This window comes from uncultured Ruegeria sp. (genome assembly GCF_947504215.1).
Taxonomy (GTDB): domain Bacteria; phylum Pseudomonadota; class Alphaproteobacteria; order Rhodobacterales; family Rhodobacteraceae; genus Ruegeria.
This window is the reverse complement of record NZ_CANNGO010000001.1, coordinates 367975-384522: the sequence shown is the minus strand read 5'-3', so window position 1 is coordinate 384522 and position 16548 is coordinate 367975. Positions and strand designations below refer to the sequence as shown.

Here is a 16548-nt window from a genome sequence, read left to right as displayed (position 1 = left end):
TTTGGTTCGGCTGAGGCGGGCACAGCGGTCTAGTTCGACTGTGGATTTTCAGATTCTTCAGTTGTCAGTCGACGCACCGGGATCGCATCATTGGCAGTCGGAGAGGACAGGATAACCTCTAAGACATCTCCGCCCTGAATCTGATCGTTGCGCTCGACCAAAAACGTAGTGGGCCCCTCGGTGCTGGTTCGGGTGACCTGCATGGTCAACGATGCGAGCATCGAAAGCTCGACCAGACCGTTACCCGTGCGCTCGGCTTCGGCAAAAAGCGCCGCTTCGGTCTCCATTTTCACGCGAAGTTCGGAGGTGGCCGCACGCTGCTCTTGAATACCCTGGACCCTTTCTCGGTCACGCTGGTTGGTCAAGTCCAACCGGTCGCGGCGCGTTTCGCTGAGCCTTTGCTCAGCGCTCAGTTGGGCCGTTTCAACTTCGAGCAACCGCACTTGCTGATCCGTCACCGCGCGCTGCAGATTGCTTTCCCGCGTAACCGTAGACAGACCGCGCTCCACAAGGCTGGAGGCGTTATCCAGTTCTTCACTTAGTAAACTCAGCTGTCTTTGCCGCACTTCGATTTGTTGTTGAAGCCGTGTGATCCGCTCCAGAAGCAAGGCTTCCAATTCTTCGATTTGTGCAAGGTTGGATGCGAAGGCGGATTGTTCGGACGCCATGATCTTGCGCTCTTGCTCGATCAGTTCGGCACCCAAAGGGGACGACGTTAGCTCTTGTGGCGCTACGAACTCTGTTCCGGCTTCCTCAGCTTCCAATCGCGCGAGCCTCGCCAGACGGCGCATAAGCTCAAGCTCCATCACCCTGTAGCTGCCGAGGGCGCTCAGCGCGTTGCGTTCGCCCCTCACTAATGCTGACGACGCATCGTCTATACCGCCCGAAAGGCTGAGAGCCTGAAGCACCGTCATACCGGGTACATGCGAATACGCGCCCGGGGATTTGACGTCGCCGAGTATGTAAATCGGTGCATATTCGGCAATTGTTACGATGACCTGTAAGTCGCTGCGCAAACCCATACGGTCCTGAATGCGCCCGGCCAAGTCAGCGCCAAGTTCATCAGGTGTCATTCCGGCGGCCTGCACGCTGCCGACAAGAGGCAACGCGACCGCGCCAGATGCACTAATCAGGTAGGTTCCGGCCACTGCGTCCCAAGGCAAGAATACTTCGTCGACCGGATCCCACTTGCCGATGCGGATTTCCAGCGTTTGTTGCGGTCCAAGAGTTTCAGCGCTTATCGCCCCGGTATCAGATGTTGATTGGGCGGCTGCGTTGCCTGACAATAGAACGACAACGGCAAGGGAAACAGAAAAGCTGCTTCTGATGCGATGCAGAGTTTGAGGTAGAACGTCTCTAAGCATTGATCTTGACCTCCTCATAGCTGCCGGGGCTCATGTATCGCCGTGCCTTTGTCAGGTTTGCGTCTTCTAGAATTGTTGTCGCCAAAGCATCGCTGAACTTGGGATGATCAAGCAGCGCGTCCGAGACAAAGCTTGGCAGGATTTTGCCCCATGGGATGCGCAGGACGGTCATGTCGTATGCCCAGGCGTGGGGATCAGATTGCTCCGCATGGCTCAGCGGGTTCAACGCCACCAACACATAACTGAACTGTGCGCGCAGATCGCTTGTGAGAATGTCTTGTGCGGTGTCATCAGAACCGCTTGCCGCATTTTCGCGCATGTGGTCCATGATGCTTTGCATGCTGGCGGTTTCCACACCATTTGGTGTGGCCGCAGGCAACAAGCCCTGTGATACGCCTTCGTAAACAACCAAAACTTTGTGGGTGCCCGCGCGAGACAGTCGATTGGCCAGTTCCAACGGCAAGTCCTGTGTTTTCTGTAGATCAGGCGTCAAAGGAGCCATACCGATCAGCAAGCCAGAGCCTGACTGACTGTTGGCTTCGCAAACCTGCGCCAGCCTCTCAACTGTACGGGCATGTGCGTTAGCCGCCGCAGCGTCTCCCAAGGTCTTGGGGTCCGGCAGCATACCAAGGCAGGTCACTCCGGCCCCTTGCCTCAGTTCAGAGACGGTCCGAGCAGGTTTTGGGGTCAACTCCCGCGCAGCACCGGCCAATGCGCCCAACAATCCGCCCAGCAAGGCTCCGGTGAACAACATCGCCTTTTTCCGAGGGCTGGATGGATCCTTGGGCAATTCCGCAGGAGAGATGATTTTGATCGATGCAATTGGGAAATTCTGCTGCTGCATCGTGACTTCCAGCCGGGCAAGATAGTCGCGATAGACCTGTGCATAGGTTTCCGAGATAGCTTCTAGTTGCTGTAACCTGCCGCGAAGGGCCACGTTCACATCGGATGTGCCCGTCAACGCAGCAAGATCCGACCGCAGCGATTGCTCGCGACCCAAAGCCATATTGTGAGCCACACGGGCGGTTTGTGTCGCCTGTTCCAGCTCTGCCTTCAGGGTATCGGCCAGAATTTGAATGCGGGTGTTCAGTTGTTGCGCCTGAGGGTGCTCCTCTCCGAATTGGTCGACAATCTGACGATAGCTTTGACTGGCATCCAGATACTCCCGTCGAACTGTTTCACTTGCGCCGTCAACAAGGCCTTCGACAAATGGAACCGCGATGAAATCGGCATCATTCGCTGCGCGTTCCGACAAGGAGACCAGGCTTTCCAGATACGCTTCCGCCTCGGCTGCAGCGGCGGATGCGTTGACAAGTTCACTGGCCAGTTCCGATTGCTGCTGTTCCGTCAGAAGATCACCGCGCACTTGCACCAGATCGTTTTCAGCGCGGAATGCCTGCAGGGCCGAGGCCGCATCAATCGCCTTCTGTTCCAAAACCTCAAGGCGTTCGCGCAGCCAGGCTTCGGCCTTGGCCGCAACTTCGTTTGTCGTCACTAGTTGAAAGCCTTCATAAGCTAGGCCGTAACCACGCGCGATTGAGGCCGCGCGCGCGGGATCAAAGTCTGAGAACCCGATTTCGATCACAAGGCTCCGGCCAGACCGTGAGACAGACAAGCGGTCGCGCAATATCCGAACGGCGCGGTCGCGGTCTGTCACCTCGAAGTTGAAATTAGGAATAGGGGTGTCTTCTGTATTGGTGTTCCCCTCGCTGTCCCCTTCGTTCTCCGGGTTTGCAGGAGGGTCCGGCGTCAAGAGGCGCGCCAAAGGACGGGTCACCGACGAGATCAACCGGTTGGCTTTCTCTGTCAGTCCAAGCGGCGGAGACAGGAAATCGGCGTCCTGATCAAGCTGCAACAGATCGACGACCTGAAAGGCAAGCGCGCGGGATTTGATGATTTCGATTTCGCTCTGCACAGCGGTGTCCGAACGGACAGCATTTGGCAGCGGAGAAACCTCATTGAGCAATTCGCCGCGCTCTTCATCCAGCAAAATGGTTTCGACAGCTGTATAGCGAGGTACAGATCCAAGGATCATGAGCACAGCGATTGTGATGCCGACAAAGGCACATGCCAACGCTAAAGGGATTTGGCGTCTTACGGCCCTCATCATGGCGCCCATATCAACGCGCGGCTCGTCCCGGTATCCGGCAAGCAGATGCGCATTGTCTTTGGTCCAGGTAATGCGCCTTTCTTTCACAGGTTCATTCATATCCGGAACTCCGTGATGGCGTGAGGCAAATGGATGCTGATAGGGCGTTGACGTGACCGGGCCATCATTCGAAGACACCCGTTGCAGCGCTTAACGACGGACGCTGTGCTGACGGCGTTGGCCTGGAAAGGAATGCCGCGTGCCGCACGTTTCGGTTGTGATCAAACAAACGCAACAGAATGAAGGCGACCAGAAAAGATCCGACTGTATGTGGTGTCACAAAATCAACCTCAGCCACCGACCGAACCAGGAACAAGACGGCGAGGCCTGAGAAAAACATCAGCGATCCGACATTGCCCCGGCCGAACACAGCGCTGAGCGGCATGACGACCAACAGCACACAGATTGTTGTTACAAACCCAAGCCCAACCAAACCGGTTCCCACATATGTTTCAATCAGCGCGTTGTGGAAATGAAATCCGGACCGCGCGGTAATATAAAAAGTATCCCACAGCGCCTCGGCCTCGGGGCGTCCGGGAACCCAGAACGCGTTGTACCCCAGCCCCAGTACTCGTTGATTCGCGCCGATTTCGAACGCTTGGTTCCAAAGATAGGTGCGGCCCGTCAGGGTCGTGTCCTTACCAAATGCCGCAAGAACAGCATCGAATGCACCCAGATGTTGCGCGGCCAATACCAGTGCGGCAATACCGGCCAGCGCCAAAACGACCGTGGCCCGCCGTAGCCAAGGGGCGAGAAGCATGACGAGGCCGACAAAAAACACGGCAGAAAATGCCACCAGAGCCGACAACAGCGAGGTGGCGGAATCCGACATCCAAAGCATGCCGAATCCAGTTGCCGCCGTGACCGCGATCATCGGCAACAGCATCCGAGGCGCTCTGAAGACCCCGACAAGAGACAAAGAGAAGATGATCGCAAGGGTCGCAAAGTATCCCAACTGGTTCTTCGAGGAAAACGCGCCGTTAAATGCAAAATCACCGTCAATGTAGTCGTAGGAATACCCCCAGTTCACAGCGGAGTAGAGCAGGACAAGCAGACATCCGATTGTCCCCCCCAGCGCCAGGTTGCCCGGCGACGTTATCCTCGCGGCGACCAAACCGGCGAAGAAGGTGATCCCGTATTGAATGGATGCGCGCAATGTGGCGGACGGCACATCGCTCCATAACGTGGAAAGAAGAAAGAAAAACGGTAATAGCAAAAGCAGAACAACCGCGCCGGGACGCCCCAACAAAACGCGCGGTGCGAGCGCAAAGGGAAGAAGCCAGACTCCATAAAAGGCGAGGATTGAAAGAGGTCCGAAATTTACCGAATAGGCGAAAACGATCATCGACAGCGCAACAGCGGGCACAACATATGCCGTGTTTTGTGCGGGATCGATGATCGAAGCCAGCTTCACGTTCATTCGAATAGAGCCCTTCGGTTGTCCTTTTCGAGGGGTCCGACGATCAGACATACAAGCGCACCGCATGTCGTGTCTGCGATACGACAGTCTTTCGCGGGGCGAGACTTTGGGCACCAAAAGGCGCTGTCTTGCCTCCCAGAATGCCGCATGTAGCCTCTCGAAAACAAGTGATACGGACCCAAGCTAAGGTGCTCATACGGGAAACGATCAAGATTTGCGCAAGCGCAATGACCTAGTTTGGCTTGGTTTTCCGGTTCTGAACCTACACAAGCGGCCCCATATTTGGTGGCATTTAACGGATGACACGCGCTTTTCCAGCGCGCCTCCGACTGCCTGTATTGTGCACGATTGGTGATCAAGGCACATCGATCCCGTCTTCGCAAAGCACAGATTGTTCAAACGCGCACCTTTCGCCCAGTTTGGTGTACGCCGCCCAGTCGACTTCCAGAACCTGCGGTGCGGAATTCGCTGAAAATTCGCCCATCCAGCTGACCAGTGTATCGGTCGACCATATGCTAATGTACATTTTTTGAGGCTCGTTCGGCAACGCGTCACCGCTTAGATCTCGCTGCAGTTTACCGTCAATGTACCAGCGTATCCGGCCAGGTTCCCAAATGAAGGAATAAGTTCGAAATACCTCGTCGTCTGGCATGGATTGCAGTTTGGCATTGTCACTATCGCCTTTGAAATGGAAGTTTGTCTGGAGCGTTGGCTCGTTTCGGGCAATGAACTCAAAATCGATTTCGTTATGTGGCCGGTCCTGCGGGGCCCCTATGAACGTGAACATATTGGCGTTCATACCGCGCGCGTAGGGAACCTTCATCCGCGCCTCAAACGTGCCGTATCCCAGCCGGTCCTGTGTTTGTATCTCGCCGCAACTGAAATCGCGATCCTGTTTGGAATGACCCGTCAGGGACAACAAAAGCTTGCCGTCCTCAACTTCAACCCGGTTTCTATGCCACAGGCAGCTTTGGTGATCTCCATTGGCCCAACCGTTGGAGACAAACCATCGGTTCTGAGACAGGGTGTCAAATGGCTCGAAAAACGAGCCTCCATTCTGCGACAGGGCACCGCTGGGAAACACAGCAGATGCCATCAGGGTTAATGCAGAAAGCCACCGATTTGCGCGGCACTTCATCATGAATGGTCCTTTTCCTATCGAGGAAATGAGTCTTCGCCGGTAAGGCTAGTTCCTTGCGGGAAAACAGACCAACAGCATTCAACCGATACGCGACGATCCGCCGAGAATGCCTTTGCTTGCCATGGCGTGAACGCCGTCGGGCCAAAGCTAGGGGGAGCCTATCGTCGCGGTGTCAAAAAAAGGGGGAGGCCCGTGCCTCTCGCTGTTCGCATACCAAAGGGTTGCTTTTTAGCGTCCCAAAGTCGGCACCTTACTCGTCAGGTCTTCGATTCAATTTGCTCGATCAAGCGACTGTCGGCTCACGATTTCGGTTGGCAGTTCGAGGGACTGCCCCGCCGACCCTGTCTCGATCATTTCGATCAACGCCTGTGCCGCCTTTCGACCCATTTCGCGATGCGGAACATGCACGGTGGTCAATGGCGGATTGATGATCCGGGCAAGTTCGATATCGTCGAACCCGGTTACAGAGACGTCATCTGGCACCCGAATTCCCATGTCCTGCGCTTGCCGGACCGCGCCGACTGCTAGAACGTCGTTGCCGCACAAGACCGCCGTGGGTCGTTCTGTTTGGGACATAAGGTTGGCAAATGCCTCGGCGCCGTTTTCGATTTCATACGATGTCTCGATGATCGGCAGACTATCGGGCGGCAGATTATTCATTTCCATGGCGTCCTTTATACCTTCAATTCTAAGCCGGGCCCGATCATTTCCCTGTCTGATGCCTGAAATTGCCGCCAACCGGGTATGCCCAAGCTTTATCACTTTGGCCGCCAAAGCTTTCATTGCCTGTCTGTTGTTGAATCCGATCGAAGGCGTGTCCTTCTCAGGGATGAATGACCACGCCACAACGGTGGGCATTTTGCGCTGTTCAAGGAAATCGAAAATACGCGGGGCACGATCGTGGCCGATCAACAAAAGCCCATCAGCACCGCGTGCCACAAGGGTGCGAATTTGTTCTTCTTCGTCTTCGGGCCGGTAGGCCGAACTCGAGACAAGCAGAGTGTAACCTTGCCGGTGAATTTCCTCCTGAAAGGCTTGTAAACCTCTGGCGAAAATCGCGTTTTCCATGGTTGGGATGATGGCGCCTATTGTGAAGGAACGTTTCGCAGCCATCACGCGCGCGGCAAAATTCGGTGTATACCCTAAGGTGGTTACGGCAGACATCACACGTTCGCGCGTTGCAGTGACTACGCGCTCGGGGTCGTTGAGGCACCTCGACACCGTCGCCGTCGAAACGCCGGCCTTTCTGGCTACATCGTCCAAGGTCGGAGCCGACCGAAGTTTTGACATTACCGAACTCACAATTCGCTTTCACTTAAGTCTAACTGTTTCATAGGGCATATGAAAGTAGCAATGTAAGCGCTTGCAATTAGAATGTAAGCGCTTACAAATAGGGTAGAGCCGATTCTACTGGGAGATCAGAACGTGTTCCTTGCTGCATCCATAATCGTATTTGTCATTTATTTTGCGAATGTGGCTCTGGGTGCCTTTGCAAGCAGCGCGTTTCTTGGAGACGTAGGGGAAATGTTGGTTCTGTTCGCGGCCTCGATCTTGTTCGTTGTCGCAATTCTGAAAAAGGAGGCGGATCGCAAAGCCGCAGAAGGCGGTTCAGACGAACGCTGAATTTTCCTAAGGGAGGGCAATACATGAACAATGACAGAAAAGAGCTTGCGTCCACAGAGCGCCGCAATTTCCTAAAACTCAGTGCCGGCGGGGCATTCACCGCAGCGCTTGTCGCTGGGGCCGGAGGCGTTTTGTGGTCATCAGAAGCGGCAGCGCAAACCGCCAAGGAAGAGAGCGAGAGAGAGAAGGCCGCTGATCACGTTATGACCATTGCGACGGCCTACGTGCTAGGTGCATCGCGCAGTTATCCGATCATGCAACTGGATCTGAAAGAAAACATCCAGAACGCAACGAATGGCAAGGTCTACGTCAAGCTGGCCCCAGGTGGTCAGTTGGGTGCGGGCGGATCGCTGGTGCAAAAAGTGCAGGGTGGCACAATTCAGGCAGCGCAGCATTCGCTGTCGAACTTTGCCCCTTTTGCGTCGACGGTCGACCTGATCAACATGCCGTACCTGTGTGGATCGAACCAGCGATTCACCAACCTGGTTCATTCAGACACCTGGAAAAACGAAGTTCACCCGAAGGTCGAAGCAGCTGGGTTCAAGGCGTTGTTCTACGTGGTGATCGACCCCCGTGTTGTCGCGGTTCGTCAGGGCGGCAACGCTATCATCACCCCCTCAGACATGAGCGGTGTGAAATTCCGTGTGCCGGGTTCCAAGATGTTGCAGCAGTATTACCGGATGGCTGGCGCAAATCCGACTCCGGTCGCCTGGGGCGAGACGCCTTCTGCGATCAAGCAGGGTGTTGCTGACGCGCTCGATCCGTCAGTGGGTGCGCTCTATGTGTTCGGCTTCAAGGACATACTTAGCCACGTGACCTTCACGCAGGCGGTGCCTGACAGTCAGGTTTATTCCTGTAACCTTGAATGGTTCAACTCGATGCCTGCTGATGTTCAGGAAGGCATCATGTGGGGCGCGGAAATGACCAGCCACCAGAACCTGTCCAAAGTTCCATCGGCGCGGGCTTATGCCATGGCCGAATTGAACAAGGCTGGGGTCGAATTCCACTCACTCAGCAGCGATCAGCTGGCCGAATGGCAGGATGCCGGTGGGTACCAGAATTCTGAATGGGACCCGTTCAAAATGGAACTGGCTGGGTCGATGGACAACTTTGAGAAACTGGTCGAAGCGGCCGGAACTCAGGGCAAGTACTACGTCCACGACGCCTAACGCCTCACTGGCGGACGCCTTAGTAGGGCGTCCGCATTTTCCACAGTTAGCCAGGCCGCAAAGGCCCGTAAACAGAAGGTTTCGGCCTGGCTGCTCTATCACCGAGGGATAAGATGACCATTCTTCAAAACGTAGATCGCAATGCCGAACGCTGGCTGCTGCTGGTGTTTTACGTGATGCTCGTCATCACGATGGCCATCGAGGTCCTGAGACGAGAGATATTTGCGTTTTCGTCGATCTGGGGTGAGGAAATAGTCCGCTATTCCTTTATCTACCTTGCGTGGATCGGTGCGGCAGCAGCCGTCAAAGAACGCGCCCACATCCGTATTGACGTGATCATGCACTACCTCGGACCCCGCCCCAAGGCGCTGTTATACATCTTCGGTGATCTGGTGATGTTCATAGTGGCCGTCATCGCGCTTTATTGGTCCTACGAAGCTGTACATGTCTCGGCCAAGTTCGGATCGGTGACGGATGGTCTGCGTGTGTCCAAGGTCTGGTTCCTGATGGCAGTGCCCACCGGTTTTGCGCTGATGATCTGGCGACTGATCCAATCCTTCCTACGCGACTTGAAATCCCTTCGTGACGGCACCCCCGTTTTCGAAGGCGACAAGCTGTTTGACTGAGGAGAAACAGAATGCTCTGGGGTTCCCTCAATCAATCCGTCGAACTGGGCTGGGATTTTTACCTGCCTGTCATTCTCTTTGTTGGTCTGATCGCGATGGCAGTTCCGGTTTGGGCTGCAATTGGTACTGCCGCGATCGTCATGCTGGTCATGTCGGGCGATCTGCCACTAAGCCTGGTTGGCGAAAGCCTGTTTACCGGCATCGACGCCTTTGCCCTAACAGCCGTCCCGCTGTTCATCCTGACCGGCGACGTGCTGGTCCGAACGGGCTTATCGCGAAAATTCCTTGATGTGGCCGAGGCGCTGACTTGCTTCACCAAGGGTGGCTTTGGCTCTGCAACTGTTCTGGTTTGCGGCATGTTCGCGGCGATTTCTGGCTCGGACGCTGCTGGTGCTGCAGCTGTGGGTCGCATGACCATAAATCGGCTGGTCGAAAGCGGCTATCCGCGCCCGTATGCCTGTGCTTTGGTGGCGGCGGGGGCCTGTACCGGCATTCTTATTCCGCCATCCATCGCCTACATCATCATTGGTCTGGTTCTGGGTATATCCGCTTCGACATTATTCCTGGCGGCCCTCATTCCCGGCTTGGCCATTCTAATATCGATCCTGATAACCAACCTGATCGTGAACCGCATTTACCTGTACGAAGGCGGTGGTGTGATGACCTTTGGTGAGTGGTTGGTCAATCTAGGCAAAGCGCTCAAATCCGGCTGGTATGCCTTTATCGTTCCTGGCATCATCTTCTATGGCATCTTTTCGGGTCGCCTGACCCCGACCGAGGCGGGTGCAACCGCCGTGGTCGTTACGATTATCATGGGTTTCATCCTGCGCACGCTAACCCTGGCCGACTTCCCCTCGATGTTGGTCAGCTCGGCCAAGGTGAACGGTGTGATCCTGCCGATTATTGCCTTCTCAGCCCCCTTGGCCGAGGCGCTGGCGATCATGGGTGTGCCCCAAGGGTTCGTCGCTTCGATCACGGCGCTGACGGATGATCCCTATGTCTTGATCCTGCTGATGATCGGTATCCTGATTGCCGCTGGCTGTGTGATGGAGACGACACCAAACATCGTGATCCTTGCGCCGATCCTGAAGCCTTTGGCGGACAATATCGGAATGAACGAAATACAGTTCTGCATCATGATGATTACCGCTTTGGGTGTTGGGTTTATCACGCCTCCGCTGGGATTGAACCTTTTCGTGGTGTCCGGGATCACTGGCGAATCCATCTTGAAGATCGCCGCCCGTGCCGTACCCTTTGTTTTGACCATGCTGTTCGTTGTCCTATTGATCGCGTATGTTCCCGCGGTTTCGACAACGTTGCTTCCTGAAATCTATCAATAGGACTTGCTGAATATGCCGCGTGACTACCTTAAAAAGGCAACTCTTACCCCGCAAACCCATGCTTCCGAGGTGCATGAGACGGTCAAGACCATCCTGGCTGACATCGAAGGGGGGGGGGATGCCAAAGCCCTTGAATATGCGGTGAAGTTCGACAAATTCGACGGCAATGTTCTGATGACCGCCGAAGAAATCGAAGCCGCCTGCGCGTTGGTTCCGGAAAAGCTGAAAGCTGATATCCGCTTTGCCCACGACAATGTGCGCCGGTTTGCAGAGACGCAGAAGGCGACTGTGTCCGATGTTGAGATGGAAATCGTTCCGGGCTTTGTGGCTGGTCAAAAAGCCATCCCGGTCGACGCGGCAGGGTGCTATGTTCCGGGTGGTCGCTATAGCCACATCGCAAGTGCGATCATGACGGTGACAACGGCCAAGGTGGCCGGATGTCGCCACATCACGGCTTGTTCTCCGCCACGTCCCGGTGAAGGCGTCGCGCCTGCGATTGTCTATGCCGCGCATATTTGCGGGGCTGACAGCATTCTGGCTATGGGCGGTGTACAGGGTGTTGCCGCGATGACCTATGGTCTCTTTGGTCTGCCGCGCGCAAATATCCTTGTCGGACCGGGCAACCAATTCGTGGCCGAGGCCAAGCGCATCCTCTATGGCACGGTCGGGATCGATATGATTGCGGGTCCGACCGACAGTTTGATCCTCGCGGATTCCTCGTCAGATGCGCACGTGGTGGCCACGGATCTGGTCAGTCAGGCCGAACATGGATACAACTCGCCAGTCTGGCTGGTGACGGATGATCGGGGATTGGCTGAAAAAGTCATGTCCTTGGTTCCGACCCTGATCGACGATTTGCCCGAACTGAACCGCGAAAACGCCTTTGCGGCGTGGCGCGACTATGCCGAGGTCATTGTCTGTTCGGATCGCGAAGAAATGGCGGCGTGTTCGGATGAGTACGCGCCCGAACACCTGACGGTTCAGGCCGAGGATCTGGATTGGTGGCTTGGGCGACTTACTTGCTATGGATCGCTGTTTCTGGGTGAGGAAACCACCGTTTCTTACGGCGACAAGGCCACAGGCACCAACCATGTACTGCCGACATCAGGTGCGGCCAGCTACACAGGTGGACTGAGCGTTCACAAATACATGAAAATCGTCACCTGGCAGCGCGCAACGCGCGAAGGATCGAAATCTATTGCTGTGGCGACGGCGCGCATCTCGCGCCTTGAAGGGATGGAGGGTCACGCTAGGGCAGCTGATGTGCGTCTTGCCAAGTACTTCCCGGACGAACAGTTTGACCTGACAGCCGATGGATGACCCACGTACGTTATTTGATCTAACGGGCCGGGTCGCTTGCGTAACTGGTGCAAGCTCGGGTTTGGGGCGGCGCGTGGCGAAGGTTTTGGCGGCGGCTGGGGCGCAAGTTGTTGGTGTGGCGCGTCGGGTTGATGCGCTTGAACAGCTGTGCGCCGAAATTGGCGGTAACGCTTCTTCCGTCACGGGAGATGTTGCTGATCGGTCAAATACGGATGCACTCGTTGCTGAGGTTTCAGCCAAATTCGGACCACCGGACATTATCGTCCACGCGGCGGGGGTGAATACCCGGGAAGCGGCAGACGATGTAACGGATGAGGGATGGGATGCCACGATGGGGCTTAACCTCAGCGCTCCGTTCTTTCTAAGCCGGGCTATGGTGCCCGCGATGAAAACCCGAGGGTGGGGGCGGATTGTCAACTTTGCTTCATTGCAGACAACGCGCGCCTTTCCCAACGGAATTGCCTATGGCGCGACAAAGGCTGGCATTGGGCAATTGACCCGGGCAATGGCCGAAGCATGGTCGCCGCATGGGATCACCGCCAACGCGATTGGGCCGGGGTTCTTTCCAACCGAGTTGACGCAGGCCGTGTTCGATGACCCCGAACGCGCCACCCGTAACGCAAAACAGACGTGCATCCAGCGAAACGGGCGCATGGAAGATATCGACGGCCCGATCTTGTTTTTGTGTTCAATAGCATCGGATTATGTGACGGGTCAGGTTCTAATGGTCGACGGAGGGTTCACCGCGAAATGAAAGCGCTGGTCTACAACGGTGTCGAACATTTGTCGTTTGCGGATGTCCCTGATGCTGTCCCCGGTATCGGAGAATGCCTGGTACGCGTCGAGGCATCCGGTATCTGTGGATCGGACATGCACGCCTATCTTGGGCATGATGAACGGCGACCCGCGCCGCTGATCCTGGGCCACGAAGCAGCCGGTATTGTTTCCAGTGGCCCTCGGGATGGTACGCGCGTAACGATCAACCCGTTGGTAACCTGTGGCACATGCCCTGCATGCGTATCAAAACGCGAAAACCTCTGTTCCAATCGTCAGATTATCTCGATGCCACCCAGAGAAGGCGCTTTTGCGCAGTTCGTTTCAATACCAGACAGCAATCTGGTCGAGGTACCCGAAGATGTCCCGCTGGCCAAAGCCGCACTGGCCGAGCCATTGGCCGTCAGTTGGCATGCCGTGCGTTTGGCGATCGAAGCCCTGCACCCCGCCACCAATCGACGCGCGCTGGTGATCGGCGGCGGCGCGATAGGGCTGGCCGCCGCGCTGGCCCTTGGGGCAATGGATGTCGATGACGTGACCGTTGCTGAGCCGAATGCGCTGCGCAGCGACTATCTGCGCGCACTGGGTTCGTTCAATGTGGTGGAAATCCCGACCGGAGAGTTTTCACTGGTGATTGACGCGGTGGGATATGCCGCGACCCGCGCAGTGGCTTCGGCCCACACCAAACCCGGCGGCGTCATGGCACATGTCGGTCTGGGCGAAGACACTGGCGGGTTGGACGTTCGGCGAATGACCCTGCAAGAGATTACGTTTATTGGTACCTATACCTATACGTCCCAAGACTTCCGCGACACCGCACAGGCCATCTTTGACGGTCGACTTGGGGCGCTGAATTGGACTGAAATGCGTGGGTTGTCAGAAGGTGCGCAAGCTTTTCGCGATCTGCGAATAGGTGCTGTTGCCGCACCGAAAGTAATCCTAAACCCCTGGGAGTAATCCCTGCAGAATTGGAGGCAGTCATGTACAAAAAAGTTCTTGTTCCGATGGCGCTGGACCATGGTATTTCTCAGCACACCCTGGAAGTTGCCCGTGCCCTGTCTGAAGACGGGGCCCAGATAATGGCCTTGCATGTTTACGAGATGCCACAGGGATCGGTCAGCGCCTATCTTGATAAGTCTGCCGTCGCCGAAGGTTTTGAACGCGCACGCCGGCAACTGCTGGCTAAGGTCGAGGGTCTCGAAGGTGTGAATTCGGAAATTGTGAAAGGTCACACCGCGCGTACGATCATCGATTATGCAGATACCAATGGTGTTGATTGCATTGTCATCGGCTCGCATAAGCCGGGTCTCAGCGACTATTTTCTGGGCTCGACCGCGTCGCGGGTCGTCCGCCACGCAACCTGCGCCGTGCATGTGCATCGCAGGATCTGAACTCTCAATCGCGCCCCAGGCGCCCCAAACAGGACTGACTGATCGGAAATGAACATAGACAAAAAGATCACCGACGATCTGGTTGCGAATGATATCTCGTTCGTCACCACCGTACCGTGCAAACAGCTGGCTGGCGTGATCGAAGAAATCGATGCGCATGATGATATTTTTCACATCCCGTCCAACAAGGAAGACGAGGGGATGGGCTTGTGCGCCGGTGCATGGATGGGCGGCAAGCGCCCGGCCATCATCATGCAAAACACTGCCATCGGCGTGACCATCAACACGCTGGCAACATTGATCCAGTACTACCGTATGCCGCTGCCCATGCTGATCTCTTATCGCGGTGAACTGCGGGAACCAGTGGCCTGTCAGGTCGAGATGGCGGTGCACACCAAGGCACTGTTGGCGCAAATGAATATCCCGACCTACCACTTCCACCATAAGGCGGATGTCGAGGAGTTGGACGCGATCCTGAAATATACGTTCATGTGCAACAAACCGGTCGCAATTCTGACCGATGCCAATTTCTGGGGAGGCTACGGCGACCAATGATCCGATCTGAAATTCTGAAGGAAATCGCCCCGATCCTGCGTGATCAACTGGTTGTCTGTAACATCGGCATCCCCAGCCAGGAATTGCACGCGATCGACGATCAACCCACCAACTTCTACATGTTGGGCACCATGGGATTGGCGTCGAGCATCGGTCTGGGTCTTGCCCTGTCACAACCGAAACCGGTTATTGTCATCGACGGCGATGGCTCGATCCTGACCAACCTCGGCACGCTGCCTACCATCGCCAACAACGTGGCTGACAACTACATTCTGTTGATCATCGACAATGGCTCTTACGGTTCGACTGGCGACCAGCCGACCTATGCCGGACAGAAAACCTCGCTGACCAAAATGGCCGAGGCCGCCGGGTGCGAGCGTGTAATCGAATGCGCAGCCGAAGATACGGGTCGCGTGCTGCAAGACGCGCTGGACGCCAAGCAGATGACCATCATCGTCAGCAAATGCGAAAGCGGTAATGCCAAGATGCCCGTCATCACTATGGATCCGGTGGTCATCCGTGACCGGTTCATGAAGGCCGTTCAGGCGTAATGGCATCAAGCGCTATCCACTGCGCAGAAGACGCTCGCCGCCTGGCGCGGCGGCGTTTGCCGTGGATGGTGTTCGATTATATCGATGGCTCAGCCGGGGCAGAAATGGGCGCGGCGCGTAATCGCGCTGCGCTGGACGCCATAACTCTACGCCCACGCATCCTTCGGGATGTCAGCAAAAGGTCACTGGTCAGCACAGTATTTGGGAAAGCCACCAAGCTTCCTTTTGGCATTGCTCCTATGGGTATGTGCAATCTCTCGGCACCAGGGGCAGATCTGATGCTGGCGCGCCTTGCCGCGCGGTATTCTGTGCCGCTGGGCGTGTCGACCGTTGCCTCAACCCCCATGGAAGAGATGATCGAAACGGCGCAGGGCAACGCGTGGTTCCAGCTGTATTTCAGCGGCGATGGCGCGGGTACATTCAAGCTTGTAGATCGTGCCAAGGCTGCCGGGTATGAGACGCTTGTACTCACGGTGGATGTCCCCGAAGTTGGACGCCGCCCGCGCGAACTACGCCACGGATTTCGAATGCCTTTCCGGTTGGGCCCAAAGCAGTTCCTGGATTTCGCGTTGCACCCCCGCTGGTCTCTGAGCACGTTGCTTCATGGTAAGCCGCAAATGGCCAATTTTCTAATGAACGGCTACGCGTTCGACCGAACCGAAAGTCGCGCTAAGGCCGATTGGGAAACATTGGCGCGGCTGCGAGATAAGTGGTCGGGAAATCTTGTAGTGAAAGGTGTTCTTGATGCCGAAGACGCCGTTGCCCTGAAAACCGCAGGCGTGGATGCAATCCAGGTCTCCAGCCACGGCTCGCGACAGCTGGATAGCGCACCGGCACCGTTTTCGGCCCTGTCTGATATCCGAAAATCCGTGGGCGATGACTTTCCAGTTTTTTACGACAGCGGTCTGCGATCTGGTGAAGATGTGCTGAAGTCAATTGCCCAAGGCGCAGATTTTGTGTTCTTTGGTCGTATTATGCAATTCGCGATAGCGGCAGAAGGCGAAGCGGGGCTTCAGCAGCTTTGGGACGTTCTTAGCGACGAGATCAGCATCGCAATGGCGCAGATCGGCGTAACATCCGTTGCTGCTGTTTGATCGAACAGCAATAAACGCTTCAAAACCCGTA

The 16548-nt window shown here is 56.0% G+C and carries 16 protein-coding genes; 11 read left to right on the top strand and 5 right to left on the bottom strand.

The genetic code is table 11. The features are described 5' to 3' along the window. Positions 1-29: 29 nt before the first annotated feature. The 5 genes from Q1B21_RS01915 to Q1B21_RS01895 all read right to left on the bottom strand — a co-directional run bounded on the left by Q1B21_RS01915 (position 30) and on the right by Q1B21_RS01895 (position 7364). Positions 30-1364 carry a polysaccharide biosynthesis/export family protein gene (locus Q1B21_RS01915; protein ID WP_299885210.1) on the bottom strand — a complete coding sequence of 445 codons (1335 nt, stop codon included), beginning with the start codon at positions 1362-1364 and terminating at the stop codon, positions 30-32. Beyond that, complete coding sequence (locus Q1B21_RS01910) at positions 1357-3573, bottom strand: GumC family protein (protein ID WP_299885208.1); 2217 nt, start codon at positions 3571-3573, stop codon at positions 1357-1359. Before Q1B21_RS01910 ends, Q1B21_RS01915 begins: the two co-directional genes overlap by 8 nt. A gap of 64 nt (positions 3574-3637) precedes the next feature. Beyond that, on the bottom strand, positions 3638-4933 hold the full coding sequence (locus tag Q1B21_RS01905) for an O-antigen ligase (protein WP_299885206.1): 1296 nt from the start codon (positions 4931-4933) through the stop codon (positions 3638-3640). 355 nt (positions 4934-5288) lie between these two features. Further along, positions 5289-6074: a family 16 glycosylhydrolase gene (locus tag Q1B21_RS01900; RefSeq protein ID WP_299885205.1), complete on the bottom strand. Its 786-nt coding sequence runs from the start codon at positions 6072-6074 to the stop codon at positions 5289-5291. 270 nt (positions 6075-6344) lie between these two features. Next, positions 6345-7364 carry a LacI family DNA-binding transcriptional regulator gene (locus Q1B21_RS01895; protein ID WP_299885203.1) on the bottom strand — a complete coding sequence of 340 codons (1020 nt, stop codon included), beginning with the start codon at positions 7362-7364 and terminating at the stop codon, positions 6345-6347. Positions 7365-7499: 135 nt separating this feature from the next. Between Q1B21_RS01895 and Q1B21_RS01890 the strand changes: the two genes are divergently transcribed. From Q1B21_RS01890 to Q1B21_RS01840, 11 genes are all read left to right on the top strand, one after another. Continuing rightward, on the top strand, positions 7500-7697 hold the full coding sequence (locus Q1B21_RS01890; RefSeq protein WP_298932769.1) for a hypothetical protein: 198 nt from the start codon (positions 7500-7502) through the stop codon (positions 7695-7697). A 23-nt stretch (positions 7698-7720) separates the two neighbouring features. Continuing rightward, complete coding sequence (locus Q1B21_RS01885; protein ID WP_298932767.1) at positions 7721-8866, top strand: TRAP transporter substrate-binding protein; 1146 nt, start codon at positions 7721-7723, stop codon at positions 8864-8866. 113 nt (positions 8867-8979) lie between these two features. Continuing rightward, a complete protein-coding gene (locus tag Q1B21_RS01880) occupies positions 8980-9492 on the top strand; it encodes a TRAP transporter small permease (RefSeq protein ID WP_298932765.1) in 513 nt (170 codons plus the stop codon). 11 nt (positions 9493-9503) lie between these two features. After that, positions 9504-10832: a TRAP transporter large permease gene (locus tag Q1B21_RS01875; RefSeq protein WP_299078105.1), complete on the top strand. Its 1329-nt coding sequence runs from the start codon at positions 9504-9506 to the stop codon at positions 10830-10832. A gap of 12 nt (positions 10833-10844) precedes the next feature. Further along, positions 10845-12152 carry a histidinol dehydrogenase gene (hisD, locus tag Q1B21_RS01870; RefSeq protein WP_299885200.1) on the top strand — a complete coding sequence of 436 codons (1308 nt, stop codon included), beginning with the start codon at positions 10845-10847 and terminating at the stop codon, positions 12150-12152. After that, the gene (locus tag Q1B21_RS01865) at positions 12145-12906 is read left to right on the top strand and encodes an SDR family oxidoreductase (RefSeq protein WP_299885198.1); all 762 of its coding nucleotides are present in this window, start codon (positions 12145-12147) and stop codon (positions 12904-12906) included. Before hisD ends, Q1B21_RS01865 begins: the two co-directional genes overlap by 8 nt. Continuing rightward, positions 12903-13883 (top strand): alcohol dehydrogenase catalytic domain-containing protein, encoded by a 981-nt coding sequence (locus Q1B21_RS01860; protein ID WP_299885196.1) that lies wholly within the window; start codon positions 12903-12905, stop codon positions 13881-13883. The genes Q1B21_RS01865 and Q1B21_RS01860 overlap by 4 nt, the downstream gene beginning before the upstream one ends. 23 nt (positions 13884-13906) lie before the next feature. Next, positions 13907-14317 carry a universal stress protein gene (locus Q1B21_RS01855; protein WP_298932756.1) on the top strand — a complete coding sequence of 137 codons (411 nt, stop codon included), beginning with the start codon at positions 13907-13909 and terminating at the stop codon, positions 14315-14317. 48 nt (positions 14318-14365) lie between these two features. Continuing rightward, positions 14366-14872: a sulfopyruvate decarboxylase subunit alpha gene (comD, locus tag Q1B21_RS01850; RefSeq protein WP_298932754.1), complete on the top strand. Its 507-nt coding sequence runs from the start codon at positions 14366-14368 to the stop codon at positions 14870-14872. Next, positions 14869-15423 (top strand): sulfopyruvate decarboxylase subunit beta, encoded by a 555-nt coding sequence (comE, locus tag Q1B21_RS01845; protein ID WP_298932752.1) that lies wholly within the window; start codon positions 14869-14871, stop codon positions 15421-15423. The genes comD and comE overlap by 4 nt, the downstream gene beginning before the upstream one ends. Then, positions 15423-16517, top strand: coding sequence for an alpha-hydroxy acid oxidase (locus tag Q1B21_RS01840; RefSeq protein WP_298932750.1), 1095 nt, complete (start codon positions 15423-15425; stop codon positions 16515-16517). Before comE ends, Q1B21_RS01840 begins: the two co-directional genes overlap by 1 nt. The last annotated feature ends 31 nt before the right edge of the window (positions 16518-16548 follow it).

Excerpts from the sequence above, each read along its gene's own strand:
- comD (WP_298932754.1), top strand. The coding sequence starts at position 14,366 with ATGAACATAGACAAAAAGATCACCGACGATCTGGTTGCGAATGATATC.
- Q1B21_RS01915 (WP_299885210.1), bottom strand. The coding sequence starts at position 1,364 with ATGCTTAGAGACGTTCTACCTCAAACTCTGCATCGCATCAGAAGCAGC.
- hisD (WP_299885200.1), top strand. The coding sequence starts at position 10,845 with ATGCCGCGTGACTACCTTAAAAAGGCAACTCTTACCCCGCAAACCCAT.
- Q1B21_RS01885 (WP_298932767.1), top strand. The coding sequence starts at position 7,721 with ATGAACAATGACAGAAAAGAGCTTGCGTCCACAGAGCGCCGCAATTTC.
- Q1B21_RS01860 (WP_299885196.1), top strand. The coding sequence starts at position 12,903 with ATGAAAGCGCTGGTCTACAACGGTGTCGAACATTTGTCGTTTGCGGAT.
- Q1B21_RS01840 (WP_298932750.1), top strand. The coding sequence starts at position 15,423 with ATGGCATCAAGCGCTATCCACTGCGCAGAAGACGCTCGCCGCCTGGCG.
- comE (WP_298932752.1), top strand. The coding sequence starts at position 14,869 with ATGATCCGATCTGAAATTCTGAAGGAAATCGCCCCGATCCTGCGTGAT.
- Q1B21_RS01865 (WP_299885198.1), top strand. The coding sequence starts at position 12,145 with ATGGATGACCCACGTACGTTATTTGATCTAACGGGCCGGGTCGCTTGC.
- Q1B21_RS01905 (WP_299885206.1), bottom strand. The coding sequence starts at position 4,933 with ATGAACGTGAAGCTGGCTTCGATCATCGATCCCGCACAAAACACGGCA.
- Q1B21_RS01900 (WP_299885205.1), bottom strand. The coding sequence starts at position 6,074 with ATGATGAAGTGCCGCGCAAATCGGTGGCTTTCTGCATTAACCCTGATG.
- Q1B21_RS01895 (WP_299885203.1), bottom strand. The coding sequence starts at position 7,364 with ATGTCAAAACTTCGGTCGGCTCCGACCTTGGACGATGTAGCCAGAAAG.
- Q1B21_RS01875 (WP_299078105.1), top strand. The coding sequence starts at position 9,504 with ATGCTCTGGGGTTCCCTCAATCAATCCGTCGAACTGGGCTGGGATTTT.
- Q1B21_RS01880 (WP_298932765.1), top strand. The coding sequence starts at position 8,980 with ATGACCATTCTTCAAAACGTAGATCGCAATGCCGAACGCTGGCTGCTG.
- Q1B21_RS01910 (WP_299885208.1), bottom strand. The coding sequence starts at position 3,573 with ATGAATGAACCTGTGAAAGAAAGGCGCATTACCTGGACCAAAGACAAT.
- Q1B21_RS01855 (WP_298932756.1), top strand. The coding sequence starts at position 13,907 with ATGTACAAAAAAGTTCTTGTTCCGATGGCGCTGGACCATGGTATTTCT.